The 16,566-nt window shown below is 67.1% G+C and carries 14 protein-coding genes; all 14 read right to left on the bottom strand.

What is annotated here, in order from left to right:
- Positions 1-10: 10 nt before the first annotated feature.
- The 14 genes from KXZ72_RS02620 to KXZ72_RS02555 all read right to left on the bottom strand — a co-directional run bounded on the left by KXZ72_RS02620 (position 11) and on the right by KXZ72_RS02555 (position 16,491).
- Positions 11-2,101 (bottom strand): primosomal protein N' family DNA-binding protein, encoded by a 2,091-nt coding sequence (locus KXZ72_RS02620; RefSeq protein WP_226082184.1) that lies wholly within the window; start codon positions 2,099-2,101, stop codon positions 11-13.
- Entirely contained in the window at positions 2,102-3,295 is a 1,194-nt protein-coding gene (gene metK / locus KXZ72_RS02615) for a methionine adenosyltransferase (RefSeq protein ID WP_226082183.1), read from the bottom strand. It abuts the gene before it with no gap.
- A 238-nt stretch (positions 3,296-3,533) separates the two neighbouring features.
- On the bottom strand, positions 3,534-4,736 hold the full coding sequence (gene coaBC, locus KXZ72_RS02610; RefSeq protein WP_226083397.1) for a bifunctional phosphopantothenoylcysteine decarboxylase/phosphopantothenate--cysteine ligase CoaBC: 1,203 nt from the start codon (positions 4,734-4,736) through the stop codon (positions 3,534-3,536).
- 23 nt (positions 4,737-4,759) lie between these two features.
- Complete coding sequence (rpoZ, locus tag KXZ72_RS02605; protein WP_226082182.1) at positions 4,760-5,017, bottom strand: DNA-directed RNA polymerase subunit omega; 258 nt, start codon at positions 5,015-5,017, stop codon at positions 4,760-4,762.
- A gap of 79 nt (positions 5,018-5,096) precedes the next feature.
- Positions 5,097-6,032 (bottom strand): guanylate kinase, encoded by a 936-nt coding sequence (gene gmk, locus KXZ72_RS02600; protein ID WP_226082181.1) that lies wholly within the window; start codon positions 6,030-6,032, stop codon positions 5,097-5,099.
- A gap of 45 nt (positions 6,033-6,077) precedes the next feature.
- A complete protein-coding gene (gene pyrF / locus KXZ72_RS02595) occupies positions 6,078-6,935 on the bottom strand; it encodes an orotidine-5'-phosphate decarboxylase (RefSeq protein WP_226082180.1) in 858 nt (285 codons plus the stop codon).
- Positions 6,932-10,243 (bottom strand): carbamoyl-phosphate synthase large subunit, encoded by a 3,312-nt coding sequence (gene carB, locus KXZ72_RS02590; protein ID WP_226082179.1) that lies wholly within the window; start codon positions 10,241-10,243, stop codon positions 6,932-6,934. Before carB ends, pyrF begins: the two co-directional genes overlap by 4 nt.
- Positions 10,243-11,400 carry a glutamine-hydrolyzing carbamoyl-phosphate synthase small subunit gene (carA, locus tag KXZ72_RS02585; protein ID WP_226082178.1) on the bottom strand — a complete coding sequence of 386 codons (1,158 nt, stop codon included), beginning with the start codon at positions 11,398-11,400 and terminating at the stop codon, positions 10,243-10,245. The genes carB and carA overlap by 1 nt, the downstream gene beginning before the upstream one ends.
- Complete coding sequence (locus KXZ72_RS02580; RefSeq protein WP_226082177.1) at positions 11,397-11,921, bottom strand: PH-like domain-containing protein; 525 nt, start codon at positions 11,919-11,921, stop codon at positions 11,397-11,399. Before KXZ72_RS02580 ends, carA begins: the two co-directional genes overlap by 4 nt.
- Complete coding sequence (locus KXZ72_RS02575) at positions 11,914-13,245, bottom strand: dihydroorotase (protein WP_226082176.1); 1,332 nt, start codon at positions 13,243-13,245, stop codon at positions 11,914-11,916. The genes KXZ72_RS02580 and KXZ72_RS02575 overlap by 8 nt, the downstream gene beginning before the upstream one ends.
- Positions 13,242-14,195, bottom strand: coding sequence for an aspartate carbamoyltransferase catalytic subunit (locus KXZ72_RS02570; RefSeq protein ID WP_226082175.1), 954 nt, complete (start codon positions 14,193-14,195; stop codon positions 13,242-13,244). The genes KXZ72_RS02575 and KXZ72_RS02570 overlap by 4 nt, the downstream gene beginning before the upstream one ends.
- Entirely contained in the window at positions 14,195-14,740 is a 546-nt protein-coding gene (gene pyrR / locus KXZ72_RS02565; RefSeq protein ID WP_226082174.1) for a bifunctional pyr operon transcriptional regulator/uracil phosphoribosyltransferase PyrR, read from the bottom strand. The genes KXZ72_RS02570 and pyrR overlap by 1 nt, the downstream gene beginning before the upstream one ends.
- Positions 14,741-14,834: 94 nt before the next feature.
- Positions 14,835-15,611 (bottom strand): class I SAM-dependent methyltransferase, encoded by a 777-nt coding sequence (locus KXZ72_RS02560; protein ID WP_226082173.1) that lies wholly within the window; start codon positions 15,609-15,611, stop codon positions 14,835-14,837.
- A gap of 49 nt (positions 15,612-15,660) precedes the next feature.
- The gene (locus KXZ72_RS02555; protein ID WP_226082172.1) at positions 15,661-16,491 is read right to left on the bottom strand and encodes a polysaccharide deacetylase family protein; all 831 of its coding nucleotides are present in this window, start codon (positions 16,489-16,491) and stop codon (positions 15,661-15,663) included.
- Positions 16,492-16,566: the final 75 nt, after the last annotated feature.

Below are 16,566 nucleotides of genomic sequence, written 5' to 3'. Positions count from 1 at the left end.
CTGTACTTTCTTAGAGCTGAATTTCGGGGTCGTCAAACCGAACCTTAAGTGTAGGGGCCGGGCGGAAGCCGCGCGCACCCGCCTGCGGGCTTCGCCTCCTACTGGCATAGCCGATCACGGCGGCCTTCAGTTCCTCGGCGATGCGCTGGCCGTCGCGATAATCAAAACGGACCACCGCGCGGGCATCGCCGTCCACCCGGACGGGGCCCAGGCGATCGCTGGCCGGAAGCGTGTCCAGGCCCGCCAATACCTCGCTCACCGCGGATTCCTCGCCCGTGATGGTGGCCAGGCGCACGGCCGGGGGAAAGCGCAGGGCGCGCCGGTCGGCGAGTTCCGCCCCGGCGAACTCGGCCTGGTTCCAGGTGGCAAATGCGTGCGCCAGCGCCCCGGTCACTCCCACCAGGAGCACGGGGGCCCCGGGCGCGGCGAGGGCGGCGGCCTGGGACCACCAGCGCAGGCAGTCCTCGGCGATCGTAAGGGATTCGGCCCCCAACATGCGGTCACCGTCCAGCAGCAGCACGGCGTGATAGCCGCCGCGCGCGAGCGGCTCGGCCCCGCGGGTGGCCACGATCAGCGCGGGCTTATCGGGGACCGTGAGTACGGTTTTTTCGCCATCGGCCACGATCACGGCGGTGGCGGGGAACGCGCGGCCCAGTTCCTCGGCGGTGCGGCCGCTGCCGCGGGTGACCAGCCGGAACTCGGTGCCCTCGCAGTGGGTGCATACCCAGTCGCCCGCGAGATGGCCACACAGGGTACAGGCGGGGGTGGCCCCGCGCGCGGGGATGCCCAGGGGGCCGTGGCACGCGGTACAGCGCGCCGCCTCGGAACAGCGCTTACAGGAGAGCATCGGGGCATAGCCCGGGCGCGCCACCTGCACCAGCACCGGGCCGGAGCGCACGGCCTCGGCGATCGCGCGCCATGCGGGCGAGGGGATGCGCGCGGCCGCGGCGGGGCCATCACCCAGGTCCTGGTGCGCGGTCACGATAATTTTGGGGCGCTGCCGCGGCTCGGGCGAGAGTGCGTGCAGGAAGCCGAGTTCCACAAGCCGCTGGGCCTCGACGCTGCGGGCATGGGCGGCGAGCACCAGCGCACAGCCGGAGAGATCCTGGCGCAGCAGCGCCGCATCGCGCGCGTGCACATAGGGCGCGAGGGGTTCGGCGTGCAGGGCGTCGCCGTCGTTCCAGACGATGATCAGGCCGAGGTTATGGGCCGGGGCATAGACGGCCGAGCGATTGCCGATGATGATGCGCGGGGTGGGCTCAAGCGCGGCCAGAAATGCGCGGTATCGATCGGGATTGGACTGCTTTGCGTCGAGGCGGATCACGGCGGTTGCGGGTACCAGATCCCGGGCGGCCAGCTCCACCTGCTCCAGGTCGCGATAATCGGGGAGCACAATGATGCTGGACTCCCCCGCCGCGAGGCGCTCGGCGGCGAGCTGGGCGAGCGTGAGCGCCCAGCGGCCGATCGGGCGTCGATCGGCGGCATCCATCACACCGGGCAGGGCATCGAGTGCCAGCCGGCCGTGGGCGGCGATCAGATCGGGCACGGCATCGGGATAGCCGGTAATTCGGGTCGCGGGAGCGCGGGCGGGCTCGGCCGCGGATACGTCGGCCTCCGCGGGTTCCTCCCCGCCGGGGGCCCAGGGATCGGCCGGATCGGCCACCGTGCGCGCCTCCCCCGCCGCGGCCACCCAGGGATCGCCCTCGGCCTCCGCCTCGCTCGCGGCCGCGGCGCGTTCGGCGAGCCACGCCTTTTCCACGCGCACCTGACGTGCCGGCACGGCCAGGCGCAGGATGCCGCTGGCATTGCCCGCCGCGCGATCGGCCGCCCGACGCGCAAGCGCCCATACCTCGGGGCTGAGCACCTGCGCGGGAGAAACCACCTCGCCCAGGTCGCTCAGCGCGCCGGTATAGTCACCGCGGTCGGCGACCTCCACGATAAAACCCTTCGCTCCCCGCCCCGAGGATCGCCACGGAACGACCACACGCACCCCGGGCAGGGCCGTGGCGGCCAGCTCCTCGGGGATGCGGTAATCGAATAGGTGGTCAAGCTGGGGCAGGGGCGAATCGATCAGCACCCGTGCAATGCGGGCGGTGGGCATTTACTCGCCGGCGGCCGAACGCAGGTCCTCAACGCGGTCGAGGTTCTCCCACGTGAAATCGGGCAGCTCGCGGCCAAAATGGCCGTAGCTGGCGGTCTGGCGGTAGATGGGGCGCAGCAGGTCCAGATCGCGCACAATCGCGCCCGGGCGCAGGTCAAAAACCTCGCGGATCGCCGAGACGATGCGCTCCTCGGGGATATGGGCGGTCCCGAAGGTTTCCACATAGAGCCCCACCGGGTGCGCCTTGCCGATGGCATAGGCCACCTGCACCTCAAGCTTATCGGCGAAACCCGCGGCCACGGCATTTTTGGCCACCCAGCGCATCGCATAGGCGGCCGAACGGTCCACCTTCGACGGGTCCTTCCCGGAGAATGCGCCGCCGCCGTGGCGCGAGGCCCCACCATAGGTATCGATGATGATCTTGCGGCCGGTGAGCCCGGCGTCACCCATCGGACCGCCGGTGACAAAACGACCGGTAGGGTTGATCAGGGTGTTCAGGTTGGAGATATCCAGGTCGAGCCCCTCCAGCACGGGCCGGATGACCACCTCGGCCACCTCGCGGCGCAGCTTTTCGGTGGTCACGTCGTCCTGGTGCTGGGTGGATAGCACCACCGTTTCCACGCTGCGCGGCACGATGCCGTCATAGCCGATTGTGACCTGGGTTTTGCCATCCGGGCGCAGGTAGTCGAGTTCGCCGCTCTTGCGCACCTCGGCGAGGCGCTCGGCGAGGCGGTGCGAAATCCAGCTCGGAAGCGGCATGAGCTGCGGGGTTTCGGTGGTGGCAAAGCCAAACATGATGCCCTGATCGCCCGCGCCCTGGAGGTCGAGTGCGTCCACGGAGGAGCCCTCGCGGGTCTCAAAGGCGCTGTCCACGCCCTGGGCGATATCGGGAGACTGCGCACCGATAGAGACGTTCACGCCGCAGGAGGCGCCGTCAAAGCCGGCATCGGAGCTGTTATAGCCGATGCCCAGCACCACATCGCGCACGATGGCCGGGATCTCGGCATAGGCGGTGGTGGTGACCTCCCCGGCCACCTGGACCAGGCCCGTGGTCACGAGGGTTTCCACGGCCACGCGGGCCTGCGGATCCTGCGCGAGGAGCGAGTCGAGGATGGCATCGGAGATCTGATCGCAGATCTTATCCGGGTGGCCCTCGGTGACGGATTCGGACGTGAAAAGACGAAGATTGGTCAAGTTGTGACTCCTCAAAGGTGCTGCGAGATTATCTGGGTTCGCGGTATTGCCTGGCCCCGGGGACTACTCCCCCGCGGGACCCTCCCATCCTAGCCGCGGCCCCGGACAGTGCGCCGCCGAATACCCCGCCGGGTCGAAAGATGACGGAGAGTATTGGTTGTGGCGGGCAGATCACCCGGGCCGGCCGCATGGTTCCGCGGTTCCCGGTGGCCGGCGCGGGCCACCGGGAGAGCGCAGGTTACGGCGTGGGACGCGGATGCGCGAGCAGCACGTCGAGGATGGCATCGGCCACCTCGCGCTTGGAGCCCGTGGCCTCCGCGCGGATCTCGCCCGCGCGATCGATCATGATCACGGTGTTATGGTCGGCGCCGAAGCCATCCGACCAGCCCACCACGTTCAGGCAGAGATAATCGCAGTCCTTGCGGGCGAGCTTGGCCCGGCCCAGCTCCAGAAGATGGGCGCGGTCGCGCGCGGTCTCCGCGGCAAAACCCACGATGATCTGCCCCGGGGTGGCGAGCGGCGGAAGGCTCGCCAGAATATCGGGATTCTTTTCGAGTTCCAGGGTGAGGGTATCGCCCCGGTCCTCCTTTTTAATCTTGGTTTCGCTCACGCGGACCGGGCGATAATCGGCCACCGCGGCGGCCATGATCACAATCTCGGTGGCGGGCAGTTCCTCGTGCACGGCCTCGGCGAGCTCGGCGGCGGTGCCCACGCTGCGCGAGCGCACATGGGTGGGCAGGGCCTCGTCCACGCTCGCCGCGATCAGGCTCACCTCGGCCCCGCGCGCACACGCGGCCTCGGCCAGGGCGATGCCCTGCTTGCCGCTGGAACGATTGCCCAGATAGCGCACCGGGTCCAGCGGTTCGCGCGTGCCGCCCGCGGTGATCAGGATACGGCGCCCGGCCAGGTCCCGCGCGGACTGCACCAGGGCCAGCCCGGCGGCCACGATCTCCTCGGGCTCGCTCAGGCGGCCGGCGCCCGAATCGGTTCCGGTGAGCTGACCCACCGCGGGGCCCACGACGTGGAATCCGCGGCCGCGCAGCGTGGCCAGATTGGCGCGCGTCGCGGCGTTTTCCCACATCTCGGTATGCATCGCCGGGGCGAGTAATACGGGGGCGCGGGTGGCCAGTACGGTATTGCCCAGCAGGTCATCGGCGATGCCCGCCGCGAGCTTGGCCAGGGTATTGGCGGTGGCCGGGGCGATGATCACCAGATCGGCGCGCTGGCCCAGGGCCACGTGCCGCACCTCGGATACATCGGTATAGAGATCGGCGCCCAGCGGATTACGGGAGATGGCCTCCCAGGTGGGGGCCCCCACGAAGCGCAGCGCGTGTTCGGTGGCGATCACCTGAACGTGATGTCCCGCGCGCACCAAAAAACGGACGACACCAACTGCCTTATATGCAGCGATGCCGCCCGTTACACCGACAACAATATTCAAAGAATCGGCCATCGGTGTGGGACTTATTCGGCGATCGGCTTGATCGTCAGCTTATCCTCGTTGATCTCGTGCATGGCGATCGAGAGGGGCTTATCCTCGACGCTCGAGTCCACCAGGGGGCCCACGTTGTCAAACAGCGAGCCCTCGTGCAGGTCGGAGTAATAGTCGTTGATCTGGCGGGCGCGCTTGGACGCGAAGATGACCAGGGCGTACTTGGACTCGACCTTGGTGAGAAGGTCATCGATGGAAGGATCGATGATTCCCTTGGGCTTTTCAACCATGTGGTGTCACACTCCTCGTGTGTTTGTAGTGCGGTGTTAAAGAAGAAGCTGCCGGTGCGGGCGCAGCGGGAAAAAGCGTTTAGTTCGATTCTGCGGGCGCGACCGAACGCGACCCGGAACCGCGGACCTGAATCAAGTCTACGACCTCGGCCGCCGCTTCGGCGACATCTGCGTTGATAATCCGGAAATCAAATTCATCCTGGGCCGCCATTTCGGTCTGGGCGGTGTCCAGGCGGCGCTGCTGTTCCTCGGGCGATTCGGTGCCGCGGCCCACGAGGCGGCGCACCAATTCGTCCCAGCTCGGCGGGAGCAGGAAGACCAGGGTGGCCTCGGGCATGATCTCCTTGACCTGGCGTGCGCCCTGGATATCGATCTCCAGGATCACGCTGGTGCCGCGGGCCAGGGCCTCGTCGATGGGTCCGCGCGGCGTGCCATAGCGGTGCACCTTATGCACGGTGGCATATTCCAGCAGCTGCCGGTTTTCGATCAGCGAGTCAAACTCGGCATCGTCCACAAAATAATAGTCAACACCGTGGGTCTCGCCCGGGCGGGGCTCGCGCGTGGTGGCCGAGACGGAGAGCTGGATCTGCGGATAGTGCTCCTGGATATAGCTCACCACGGTGCCCTTACCCACCGCGGTGGGGCCGGCCACCACGATCAGGCGGCTGCCGCCGGGACGGGTAGCCGCCTCGCGGTTGTGCAGGAACTCCTCGAGGCGCACGCGCTGGTGGCGGCCAAGACCACCCAGGCGCTTGGCCGGGGAAATCTGCAGCTCCTCCAGGATCCGGCCCAGCTTGGTGCGCCCAATCGCGGGGATCGACAGCAGGAAATCGGTGATCCGCAGGCGACCCTCGATGCCCTCGGGCTCGGCCGTGGCGGCCGCGAGGACCTCCAGCGGGCGACGCTTTCCGGCGGCAATATCGGCCTTCACCGCGGCGCGCGCGCGGCGGGCTGCCACGGCGGCACGGGATGCGGCTACGCGATCCACCTCGGGTAGGGGGCGCTTGGGGCTCATGAGCGGACTCCTCCCCCGGCGCCGCTAAACGGCGCGGGGTACAAATTAGGCACGGTGATATTCGTCCGTGATTTGGGTGGACATCGTCTTGACTGCTTCCGCGATATTCTCGGGCCCCGCGGATAAAACACTCCGCGATGCCGAGATAATCACCCCGGAAGAGAGCGGACCATAGATTTTGGTGGTGTCCTCCAGGCGCGCGCCCTGGGCTCCAAAGCCCGGCGCGAGAATGGGTAACACCCGATCCGGCGGGGTTTCCAGATCAAGGTCAAATTCGCTGAGATCCAGTGTAGCGCCAATTACGAGCCCCACGTCACCGATGGTCGCGGGGTCCACTGCGCCCGCGTTCCACTGCGCCACATCATCGAGGATGCGGCGCGAAACCGTACGGCCGTCAGCGGTGCGGGCGCGCTGAATATCGCGGCCCTCGGGATTGGAGGTGGCGGCCAGGACAAAAATGCCCTTGCCGCGCTCGCGCGCCAGCGCGAGGGGCGCGGCAATGGAGCCCACACCCTGGAAGGCAGCGAGGGTCAGCGCATCGGCCTCAAGCGGCGAGCCCTCGGCGAGCCAGGACTGGCCATAGGCCTCCACGCTTGTGCCCACATCGCCGCGCTTGGCATCGGCGATCACAAGCAGATCCGCGGCGCGCGCGGCGGCGAGGACCTCCTCGAGTGCACGATAGCCGGCGGACCCAAAGCGCTCATAAAACGCCACCTGGGGCTTGATGATTCCTGCCCGGCCCGCGGTGGCCTCAACCACGCGCAGGCCAAACTCGCGTGCGCCCTCGGCCGTATCGGCCAGGCCCCACGCGGAGAGCAAAAAACTATGCGGGTCGATGCCCACGCACAGCCGCCCGGAGCGCGCAAATACGCGCTCCAGGCGGCTCCCGAAGGATTCGATCACGCGGAGGTCGTCTCGCTAGCGGCGAGCTTCTCGGCACGATCCAGCGCATACTCCTGGAGCGAGCGCACGTCGAAGCCCTCGCGCACGGCACCGAGGCTCGCGACGGCGGCGGAGAGCTCGGCGATCGTCGTGAACAGCGGCTTATCCGCGGCCACCGTGGCGGCGCGAATCTCATAACCATCGGCGCGGGCGCTCGATCCGGACGGGGTATTAATGACCACGTCCACCTTGCGGTCGTTGATCAGGTCGATGATCGTGGGCTCGCCGCCCGCGGTTCCCTCGCTGTGCTTGCGCACGATCTTGGCGCGGATACCGTTGCGCTGCAGGATCTCCGCGGTGCCCTCGGTGGCCAGCAGCTCATAGCCGAGGTCCTGGAGCAGCAGCGCGGGCAGGACAATCGCGCGCTTATCCTCATCGGTCACCGAGACAAATACGGTGCCCGAGAGCGGCATCTGGCTGCCGGCGGCCGCGAGGCCCTTGGCGAAGGCGCGCGGGAAGTCCTTATCGATTCCCATGACCTCACCGGTGGAGCGCATCTCCGGGCCGAGCAGCGAGTCCACGACCTTGCCCTCCTTGGTGCGGAAGCGCTTGAAGGGCAGTACTGCCTCCTTGACGGCCACGGGCGAGTCCAGCGGCACGCGCGAACCGTCCACGGCGGGGAGCATTCCCTCGGCGATCAGGTCGGTGATGCTGCTGCCGACCATGATCAGCGAGGCGGCCTTGGCCAGCGGAATACCGAGGGCCTTGGAGACAAACGGCACGGTGCGCGAGGCGCGCGGGTTGGCCTCCAGCACGTAGAGGATGCCGGCGCTGATGGCGAACTGCACGTTGAGCAGGCCGCGCACCCCCACGCCCCTGGCGATGGCCTCGGTCGCGGTGCGGACGCGGTCGATCTGGGCGCGGCCCAGGGTCACGGGGGGCAGGGTGCAGCACGAGTCACCGGAGTGGATACCGGCCTCCTCGAGGTGCTCCATGACGCCACCGATATAGAGCTGTTCACCGTCATAGAGCGCGTCCACGTCGATCTCGATCGCGTCGTCGAGGAAGCGGTCCACGAGCAGGGGGTGGTCGGGTCCGATCAGGGCCTGACCCTCCTGGCGCACAAAATAATCGCGCAGTGCGGCGGTATCATAAACGATCTCCATGCCGCGGCCGCCGAGCACAAAGCTGGGGCGTACCAGCACCGGATAACCGATGGACTCGGCCACCTCCACGGCCTCGCTCACGTTATGGGCGATGCCGTTCTTGGGGGCGAGCAGGCCGCCCTCCTCGAGGATGCGCGCGAATTCGCCGCGCTGCTCGGCCAGGTCGATATTTTCCGGGGTGGTGCCCAGAATCGGCACGCCGGCGTCCTTCAGTCCCTGGGCCAGGCCCAGGGCGGTCTGGCCACCCAGCTGCACCACAACGCCCACCAGTTCGCCCGCGCCGGACTCGGCGTGGATAACCTCGAGGACGTCCTCAAGCGTGAGCGGCTCGAAGTACAGGCGGTCCGAGGTATCGTAATCGGTCGAGACCGTCTCGGGGTTGCAGTTGATCATGATGGTCTCGTAGCCGGCGTCGTGCAGGGCAAACGAGGAGTGCACGCAGGAATAGTCAAATTCCACACCCTGGCCGATGCGGTTCGGGCCGGATCCGAGGATCACAACCTTCTTGCGGTCGGAGGGGGCCACCTCGGTCTCCAAGTCATAGCTGGAGTAGTGATACGGGGTGAGGGCGGGGAACTCGCCCGCGCAGGTGTCCACGGTCTTAAAGACCGGGCGCACACCGAGCAGATAGCGGATCTCGCGGACCTCGGCCTCGCCGAGGTTACGCAGCTGACCGATCTGGGCATCGGAGAATCCGTGGTCCTTGGCGGTCTTCAACACCTCGGTGCTGAGCGACTCGGCCGCGGCCACATAATCGGCCACATCGTTGATCAGCACAATCTGGTCCAGGAACCAGGGGTCCATGCCGGTGGCCTCAAAGGCCTGCTCCACGGTGGCGCCGGCGCGCAGCGCCTGCTGCAGGGTGACGATGCGGCCGTCGGTGGGCACGCTTGCGATCGCCAGCAGCTCCTCGACGCCGCGCTTCTCCTCGCCCCAGTGGAAGCTGGAGCCGCGCTTTTCGAGCGAGCGCAGCGCCTTCTGCAGGGCGGTGCTGTAGTTGCGGCCGATGGCCATGGCCTCGCCCACGCTCTTCATGGTGGTGGTGAGGGTGGCATCCGCGGCGGGGAACTTCTCAAACGCGAAGCGGGGAACCTTGACCACCACATAGTCGAGGGTCGGCTCGAAGCTGGCGGGGGTCACCTTGGTGATGTCATTGGGGATCTCGTCGAGGCGGTAGCCGATCGCGAGCTTCGCGGCGATCTTTGCGATCGGGAAGCCCGTGGCCTTGGAGGCCAGCGCCGAGGAGCGCGAGACGCGCGGGTTCATCTCGATTACGATGACGCGGCCGTTGCTCGGGTCGATTGCGAACTGCACGTTGCAGCCGCCGGTGTCCACGCCCACGGCGCGGATGATGTCGATTCCGATATCGCGCATGCGCTGGTATTCGCGGTCGGTCAGCGTGAGCGCGGGGGCCACGGTGATCGAATCTCCGGTGTGCACACCCACGGGGTCCACGTTCTCGATCGAACACACCACTACGGTGTTATCCGAGCCGTCGCGCATGAGCTCGAGCTCATATTCCTTCCAGCCGAGGATGGACTCCTCCAGGAGCACCTCGGTGGTGGGGCTGGACTGCAGGCCATCGGCCGTGATCCGGATGAGCTCCTCCTCGGTATAGGCGAAGCCCGAGCCGAGGCCACCCATCGTGAAGGACGGGCGCACAACCAGCGGATAGCCGAGGTCCTTCGCGAACTCGATGGCCTCCTCCACGGTGTGGGCGATATGCGAGCGGGCCACATCGGCACCGGCATCAAGCACCAGCTGCTTAAAGAGCTGGCGGTCCTCGCCCTTCTGGATCGCCTCGATCTTCGCGCCGATCAGCTCAACATCGTATTTCTTGAGGATGCCCAGCTCGTCCAGCTCGATTGCTGCGTTCAGCGCGGTCTGGCCACCGAGGGTGGGCAGGATCGCGTCGGGACGCTCCTTGGCGATGATGGTCTCGATGACCTCGGCCGTGATCGGCTCCACATAGGTGGCATCGGCAAAATCGGGGTCGGTCATGATGGTGGCCGGGTTGGAGTTCACGAGGATCACGCGGATCCCCTCCTCGCGCAGCACGCGGCACGCCTGGGTGCCGGAATAGTCAAACTCACAGGCCTGACCGATAACAATCGGGCCGGAGCCGATTACGAGGACTGACTTAATATCGTCGCGCTTAGGCATTACTTGGTTTCTCCCTTGGTGGCGAGAACGACCTCGCGGAAACGTGCAAAAAGATAGTGGGCGTCGTGCGGGCCGGCGGCGGCCTCGGGGTGATACTGCACGCTGAACGCGGGGATGTTCAGGCAGTTCAGGCCCTCCACGACGTTATCGTTGAGGCTATAGTGGCTCACCTCAACCTCGCCGAAGCCCTGGGGTGAGGTGAACGAGCCCTCGATGGGCAGGTCCACGGCAAAACCGTGGTTCTGCGAGGTGATCTCGACCTTTCCGGTGGACTTATCCAGCACGGGCTGGTTGATCCCGCGGTGGCCAAACGGCAGCTTATAGGTGTTAAAGCCCAGCGCGCGGCCGAGCAGCTGGTTGCCAAAGCAGATCCCAAAATACGGCAGGCCGGCACGCAGACCCGCCCGCAGCACCTCGATCTGGCTCTCGGCGGCGGCGGGGTCGCCGGGGCCGTTGGAGAAGAACAGGGCATCGGGCTTCAGAGCCAGCAGATCCTCGGGGGTGATGTCCTGGGGCACCACGACCACGTCGAGGCCCTGCTCGGCGAGATAGCCGAGGGTGGAACGCTTCACGCCGAGGTCCAGGACCGCGACGGAACCGATGCGCTCGCCCACCGCGGGCAGCGTATAGGTGGTGGTGGTGGAGACCTGGGCGGACAGGCTGCGTCCGGCCATGCCGGCCGCGGAGGTCACGAGCTCCAGCTGCTCCCCCGCGCTGAGGTTATGCGCCTCGCCGGAGAAGATTCCGCCGCGCATCGAGCCGGCCGAACGGATGTGGCGGGTCAGGGCGCGCGTATCGATCCCGGAGATGCCCACCACGCCGTCCTGCACGAGGTTATCGTCGAGGGTGCCCTCGGAGCGGAAATTGGAGACGCGGCGCGCGGGGTCGCGCACCACATAACCGGATACCCAGATCTTCTCGGATTCCTTATCCTGCTCGTTGACGCCCGTGATGCCAATATGCGGCGCGGTCATCACGACGATCTGTCCGGCATAGGAGGGGTCGGTGAGGGTTTCCTGATAGCCGGACATGCCCGTGGTGAAAACAACCTCACCCAGGGTCTGGCCGGTCAGGCCGTAGGCGGAACCGTCGAAGCGGGTGCCATCCTCCAAAACGAGGACGGCCGGTGCGGCGGCGCCGAATGCGGTACTGGTCATGCTGTGATCTCACTCTCGGTGGTGCGGGAAGCGGGGGCGGGCACGATCTGCGCGATCGCGTCCAAAATCTTGATGTGGTCGGACTGCTCAATGACCCGGATATAGCTGTCGATAGCGGTCTCGCCGGAGGTCCAGCTCAGGGCGATCAGGCCGTCCTTTTCCACGACGCGGTCGATGGTCCAGGTGGCCGGAAGGGCCCCGAGGATCTGCGCGGCGGGGATAAACGCGGGATATTCGCCGCGGGCGGCGATGACCACTCCCTCGCTGGCCACGGCCACGGTGGCGCGCGAGCGGAAGCTCAGGCCCTTCAGCGCGAGGCGCTCGAGGGGTTCACCCGCGCGGGTCGAGGCCACATAAAAGGCCGGGACCTCGGCGAGCACGGTGGCGCCCTCGGGCAGATCGGTGATCATCGGAATCGCGGCGCCCTGTTGGCGTCGTCGTCGCCAGCCGAGCCACATCAGAACCAGGACGAGTACAAGTACCGCCAGGATGATCAGTGCAGGAATGATGGGGTTAGCCATGTAGTGCCGCCAATGCTCGGATCTGTTCTGTGGGAAGCAGCTCACCGTCGAGAACGGTGGCATAGCCCCCGTGGAAGGTGGCCCGGACCGAGCCCGGGAGGCTCCGTCCGAAGTAGGGGGAGTTCACGGATTTGCCGCGCAGCGCATCGGCGGCAAAATCGGCGCGGGCGCTCGGGTCGTAGAGCGTGATCTCGGCGGGGTTGCCCGCGCTCAGGTCGAGTCCCTGGCCGGAGATGCGGCCGATTCGGGCGGGGGCGCTGGACATTACGCGCACCACGTCCTCCCAGCCGAGGAGGCCGGTCTCCACCATGGCCTCGTGCACCACGGAGAGGGCCGATTCCAGGCCCACCATGCCGTTGGCAGCCTCGGCCCATGCGCACTCCTTGGCCTCGAGCGGATGCGGCGCGTGATCGGTGGCGACGATATCGATCGTGCCATCGGCGAGGGCCTCGCGCAGGGCGAGCACATCCTCCTCGCGGCGCAGCGGGGGGTTGACCTTAAACCGCGAGTCATAGCTGCGCACGAGTTCCTCGGTGAGCAGCAGGTGATGCGGGGTGACCTCGGCGGTGACGTTGATGCCGCGGGCCTTGGCCCAGCGGATCACGTCCACGGAGCCGGCGGTGGACAGGTGGCAGATATGCAGGCGCGAACCCACGTGTTCGGCGATCAGGACATCGCGCGCGATGATCGATTCCTCGGCCATCGCTGGCCAGCCGGCCAGGCCCAGTTCGGCGGAGACCACACCCTCGTTCATCTGGGCGCCCGGGGTCAGCCGCGGGTCCTGAGCGTGCTGCGCGATCACGCCGTCAAAGGCCTTCACGTATTCGAGTGCGCGGCGCATCAGCTGCGGGTCCCACACGCAGAAACCGTCATCGGAGAAGACCCGCACCTGGGCGCGGGATTCGGCCATCGCGCCGAGTTCGGCCAGCCGCTCCCCCGCGAGGCCCACCGTCACGGCGCCGATCGGCTGCACGCGGGCATAGCCTGCCTGCTCGCCGAGCGAGAGCTCCTGCTCCACCACTCCGGCGGTATCGGCCACGGGAGAGGTATTGGCCATCGCAAAAACGGCGGTATAGCCTCCGGCGGCCGCGGCGCGGGTTCCGGTGAGCACTGTCTCGCTGTGCTCATAGCCGGGCTCGCGCAGGTGCGTGTGCAGGTCCACCAGGCCGGGCAGGGCCAGCAGGCCGTCGGCGTCGATCACGGTGGCTCCACGCGCATCCAGGCCGCTGCCGGTCTCGGCGATCAGGCCGGCTTCGAGGCGCAGGTCGGTGCTCTCGCCGGTGGCCAGGCGCGCACCGCGAATCAGAAAGTTCTCGTGGCTCACAGGTTTTCCTCCCGGTCTCCGGACAAAAGTAGGTAGAGCGCGGCCATCCGGACGGAGACGCCGTGCGTCACCTGTTCCAGGACCGTGGACCGGGCCGAATCGGCGGCGCCGGAGGAAATCTCCAGGCCGCGGTTCATCGGACCGGGGTGCATAACAATGCTAGTGGCTGGCAGGGAGTCCACACGCTCATCGTCCAGCCCCCAGCGGCGGGAATATTCCCGGGAATTGGGGAAAAACGCGTCGTGCATGCGTTCGCCCTGGATGCGCAACATCATGACCACATCGGGGCCCTGGGCGAGGGCATCATCGAGGCTATAGTTCACGGTCACGGGCCAGGACTCGATCCCGACCGGCAGCAGCGTGGGCGGGGCCACCAGGGTGACGTGGGCGCCGAGGGTGTGCAGCAGCCAAATATTGGAGCGGGCCACCCGCGAGTGCAGGACATCGCCCACGATCGTGACGCTCACGCCGTCCAGGTCGCGGCCGCGCGAGGCGGCACCGTGCAGGCGGCGGCGCATCGTGAAGGCGTCCAGCAGGGCCTGGGTGGGATGCTCGTGGGTGCCGTCGCCCGCGTTGATGATTCCGGCGTCGATCCAGCCGCTTGTGGCCAGCGTGCGCGGCGCGCCCGAGGCGCCGTGGCGAATGACCACGCCATCGGCCCCGATCGCCGCGAGGGTCTGGGCGGTGTCCTTTAGGCTCTCGCCCTTGGACACGCTGGAGCCCTTCGCGGAGAAGTTGATCACATCGGCGCTGAGGCGCTTGGCGGCGGCCTCAAAGGAGATCCGGGTGCGGGTGGAGTCCTCAAAAAAGAGGTTCACGACGGTTTTGCCGCGCAGCGTCGGCAGTTTTTTGACCTCGCGCAGCTGGGTATCGGCCATATCCTCGGCGATGTCGAGGATCAGAAGGGCGTTATCACGCCGAAGCGAGCGGGTGTCCAGGAGGTGCCGCATTAGGAGGCACCGCCCAGGTCGTCGATCGTCACGCGATCCTCGCCGTCCAGCTCGGATAGCTCCACGTTGATGCGCTCCGATTTGGAGCTGGGGAGGTTTTTACCCACAAAATCGGGACGGATCGGCAGTTCGCGGTGGCCGCGATCCACGAGTGCGGCGAGGCGCACGGCGCGGGGACGCCCGATATCTCCGAGGGCGTCCAGGGCCGCGCGGATGGTGCGACCGGAGTATAAAACATCATCGGCGAGCACCACCGTTTTGCCGTCGATTCCGCCGGCGGGGATGGTGGTGGGCTGCGGGCTGCGCGTGGGGATGCGGCCGAGGTCGTCCCGATACATGGTGATATCGAGGGCGCCGTGGGGAACGTTCTCCCCGGAGAACTCGCTCAGGAGTGCGGCGAGGCGGCGGGCGATATACACGCCGCGCGTGGGGATGCCCAGGACCACCAGGTCGCCGGCCCCGCGATTTGACTCCAGGATTTCGTGCGCAATACGGGTCAGTGCCCGGGATATATCAGCCTGCTGAAGCACAACGCGTGCGCTCATGCGGACTCCCTTCTTCGCCTCTCTGGACGATCTTAAAGGTTGCCGAATACAACTGGCTTCAGCTTAGCATCCGCCGGGGTATATGCCGACTCCGCTAGCGGGGCAGGCTGGCGATCACAAGCTCGCTGGTATAGGCCACATCCACGCGGCCATCGCTATCAAGATAGGCGCGGACAAGCGCAAGCGTGCGGCGGTCAAGTTCCGCGCCGTGGCTGGCTCGGGCGCGTTGCACCGAGGTGGCCGAATGTGCGAGCCCCAGGAACTCCTCGGGGGTCATGAAGGTATCCCAGAGAGCCTGATGGGTCTCCACGCGGGTGCCCGCGGGCAGATGCTCATGCAGCGCTGCCAGCACATCGGAATCGGGGTGGTCCCGGCTATAGCCCGGGCTCAGCTCCTCCAGCAGGGCCTCATATTCGGCAAGAAACGCGCTATCGGTATGGCGGCGAATATTATAAAGAACCGCGATCACTCCCCCGGGGACTAGGGCGCGGGTGGCGGCGGCCAGCAGGCGCGGCACGTCCATCCAGTGAAAGGCCTGCGCGATCATGATCAGGCCCACACCGCGGCTCACCTCCAGATAGGGCTCGGCGCGCCCCACGTGCCAGAGCGCGTCCGGAACCAGCTCGCTGCCCAGGGCCACCATCGCGGCCGAGGGATCCACGGCGGCATAGAGCGGGCGCGGCCCCAGGACCTCGCGCAGCCCCGCCAATGCGATGCCGGTGCCGGCCCCCAGATCCAGAACACGGGCCGGGGTATGACCCGTGCGCGCGCGGCCCAGCCGGTTTGCCATGATCTCAAAGAGTGCGCGCGGATACGGGGGCCGGAACCTATCGTAATCCGCCGCGAGATCGTCAAATACTTCGTGCCCCATCCTCGGAGTATAGACGCCCCGCATGGCCCCACCCGGAAGAAGCGGAGGATCAGGGGGAGATAAATACGTCGTTTAGCGTGACCGTCTGCAGCCCGCGCTGGGAGATGATCCCGGAGAGCTCCCCAAAGACCTCGGTGACCGGGGTGTAATTGGCGTGACCAATCACAATATGTTGGGGCAGGAACCACTGATCGGCAAATTGCACCACCTGCTCGGTGGTGATCAGCCCGGAATCGGAGAGCGAGCCATACCAGAGCACCGGAACGGTATAGCCGATGCTCGCGGCCACCGCATCGGTATGCGCGGAGCGATAGCCAAAGGGCGGCCGATAATAGGGCTTGGCGCTCACCCCAAACGTGTCCTGGATATAGGTTTCGTTGCGGGTGAGTTCGTCGATGATGCCCCGATCACTCAGCTTGGTGAGTGCCTGGTGGCTCCAGGTGTGATTACCAATCTGCACCTGGCCCGAGGCGATCATCGGCCGCAGCCGCTCGGCCTGAGCCGCCCATCCCGGATAGCTGCCGTTAATAAAAAATGTCAGCCGGGTGCCGGTGCGCTCGGCGAAGTCCACATAGCGGGCCACGGTCTCGGCATCGGAGCCGTCGTCCACGGTCCAGGCCAGAAAATTGCCCTGCCCGGGCAGTCCGGTGATCGGCCCGCGCGGCAGCGCCACGCGCTCGGGCAGCACCGGGGCGGGAGGTGCGCTGGGCTCCGGGTCCGACGAGGGCTCGGCCGGGGGCGTTCCCTCGGCGGAGGCGGAGGGAACGGGCGGGGTGGCCGCGCCCGAGGGCCCCGCCTCCGCGGGCCGGGTGGCGCAGGCAGTTCCGAGTGCCAGGATGCCGCCCATCACGATCGCCAGCGACGCACGCCATATTCTCATGTGCACACCATACTGCCGCCGGGCCAGCCGGGCAATAAGTGGCCCGGATTTCCGGGTGGCGCTCATGCCGAGCGG

The organism is Mycetocola spongiae (genome assembly GCF_020424085.1).
In the GTDB taxonomy this organism is placed as follows: Bacteria; Actinomycetota; Actinomycetes; order Actinomycetales; family Microbacteriaceae; genus Mycetocola; species Mycetocola spongiae.
This window is presented reverse-complemented; position numbering and strand designations above follow the sequence as displayed.

What these genes read in the sequence shown, in the direction of transcription:
- KXZ72_RS02620 (WP_226082184.1), bottom strand. Translation starts at nt 2,101, where the DNA reads ATGCCCACCGCCCGCATTGCACGGGTGCTGATCGATTCGCCCCTGCCC.
- rpoZ (WP_226082182.1), bottom strand. Translation starts at nt 5,017, where the DNA reads ATGGTTGAAAAGCCCAAGGGAATCATCGATCCTTCCATCGATGACCTT.
- gmk (WP_226082181.1), bottom strand. Translation starts at nt 6,032, where the DNA reads ATGAGCCCCAAGCGCCCCCTACCCGAGGTGGATCGCGTAGCCGCATCC.
- carB (WP_226082179.1), bottom strand. Translation starts at nt 10,243, where the DNA reads ATGCCTAAGCGCGACGATATTAAGTCAGTCCTCGTAATCGGCTCCGGC.
- carA (WP_226082178.1), bottom strand. Translation starts at nt 11,400, where the DNA reads ATGACCAGTACCGCATTCGGCGCCGCCGCACCGGCCGTCCTCGTTTTG.
- KXZ72_RS02580 (WP_226082177.1), bottom strand. Translation starts at nt 11,921, where the DNA reads ATGGCTAACCCCATCATTCCTGCACTGATCATCCTGGCGGTACTTGTA.
- KXZ72_RS02570 (WP_226082175.1), bottom strand. Translation starts at nt 14,195, where the DNA reads ATGCGGCACCTCCTGGACACCCGCTCGCTTCGGCGTGATAACGCCCTT.
- pyrR (WP_226082174.1), bottom strand. Translation starts at nt 14,740, where the DNA reads ATGAGCGCACGCGTTGTGCTTCAGCAGGCTGATATATCCCGGGCACTG.
- KXZ72_RS02560 (WP_226082173.1), bottom strand. Translation starts at nt 15,611, where the DNA reads ATGGGGCACGAAGTATTTGACGATCTCGCGGCGGATTACGATAGGTTC.
- KXZ72_RS02555 (WP_226082172.1), bottom strand. Translation starts at nt 16,491, where the DNA reads ATGAGAATATGGCGTGCGTCGCTGGCGATCGTGATGGGCGGCATCCTG.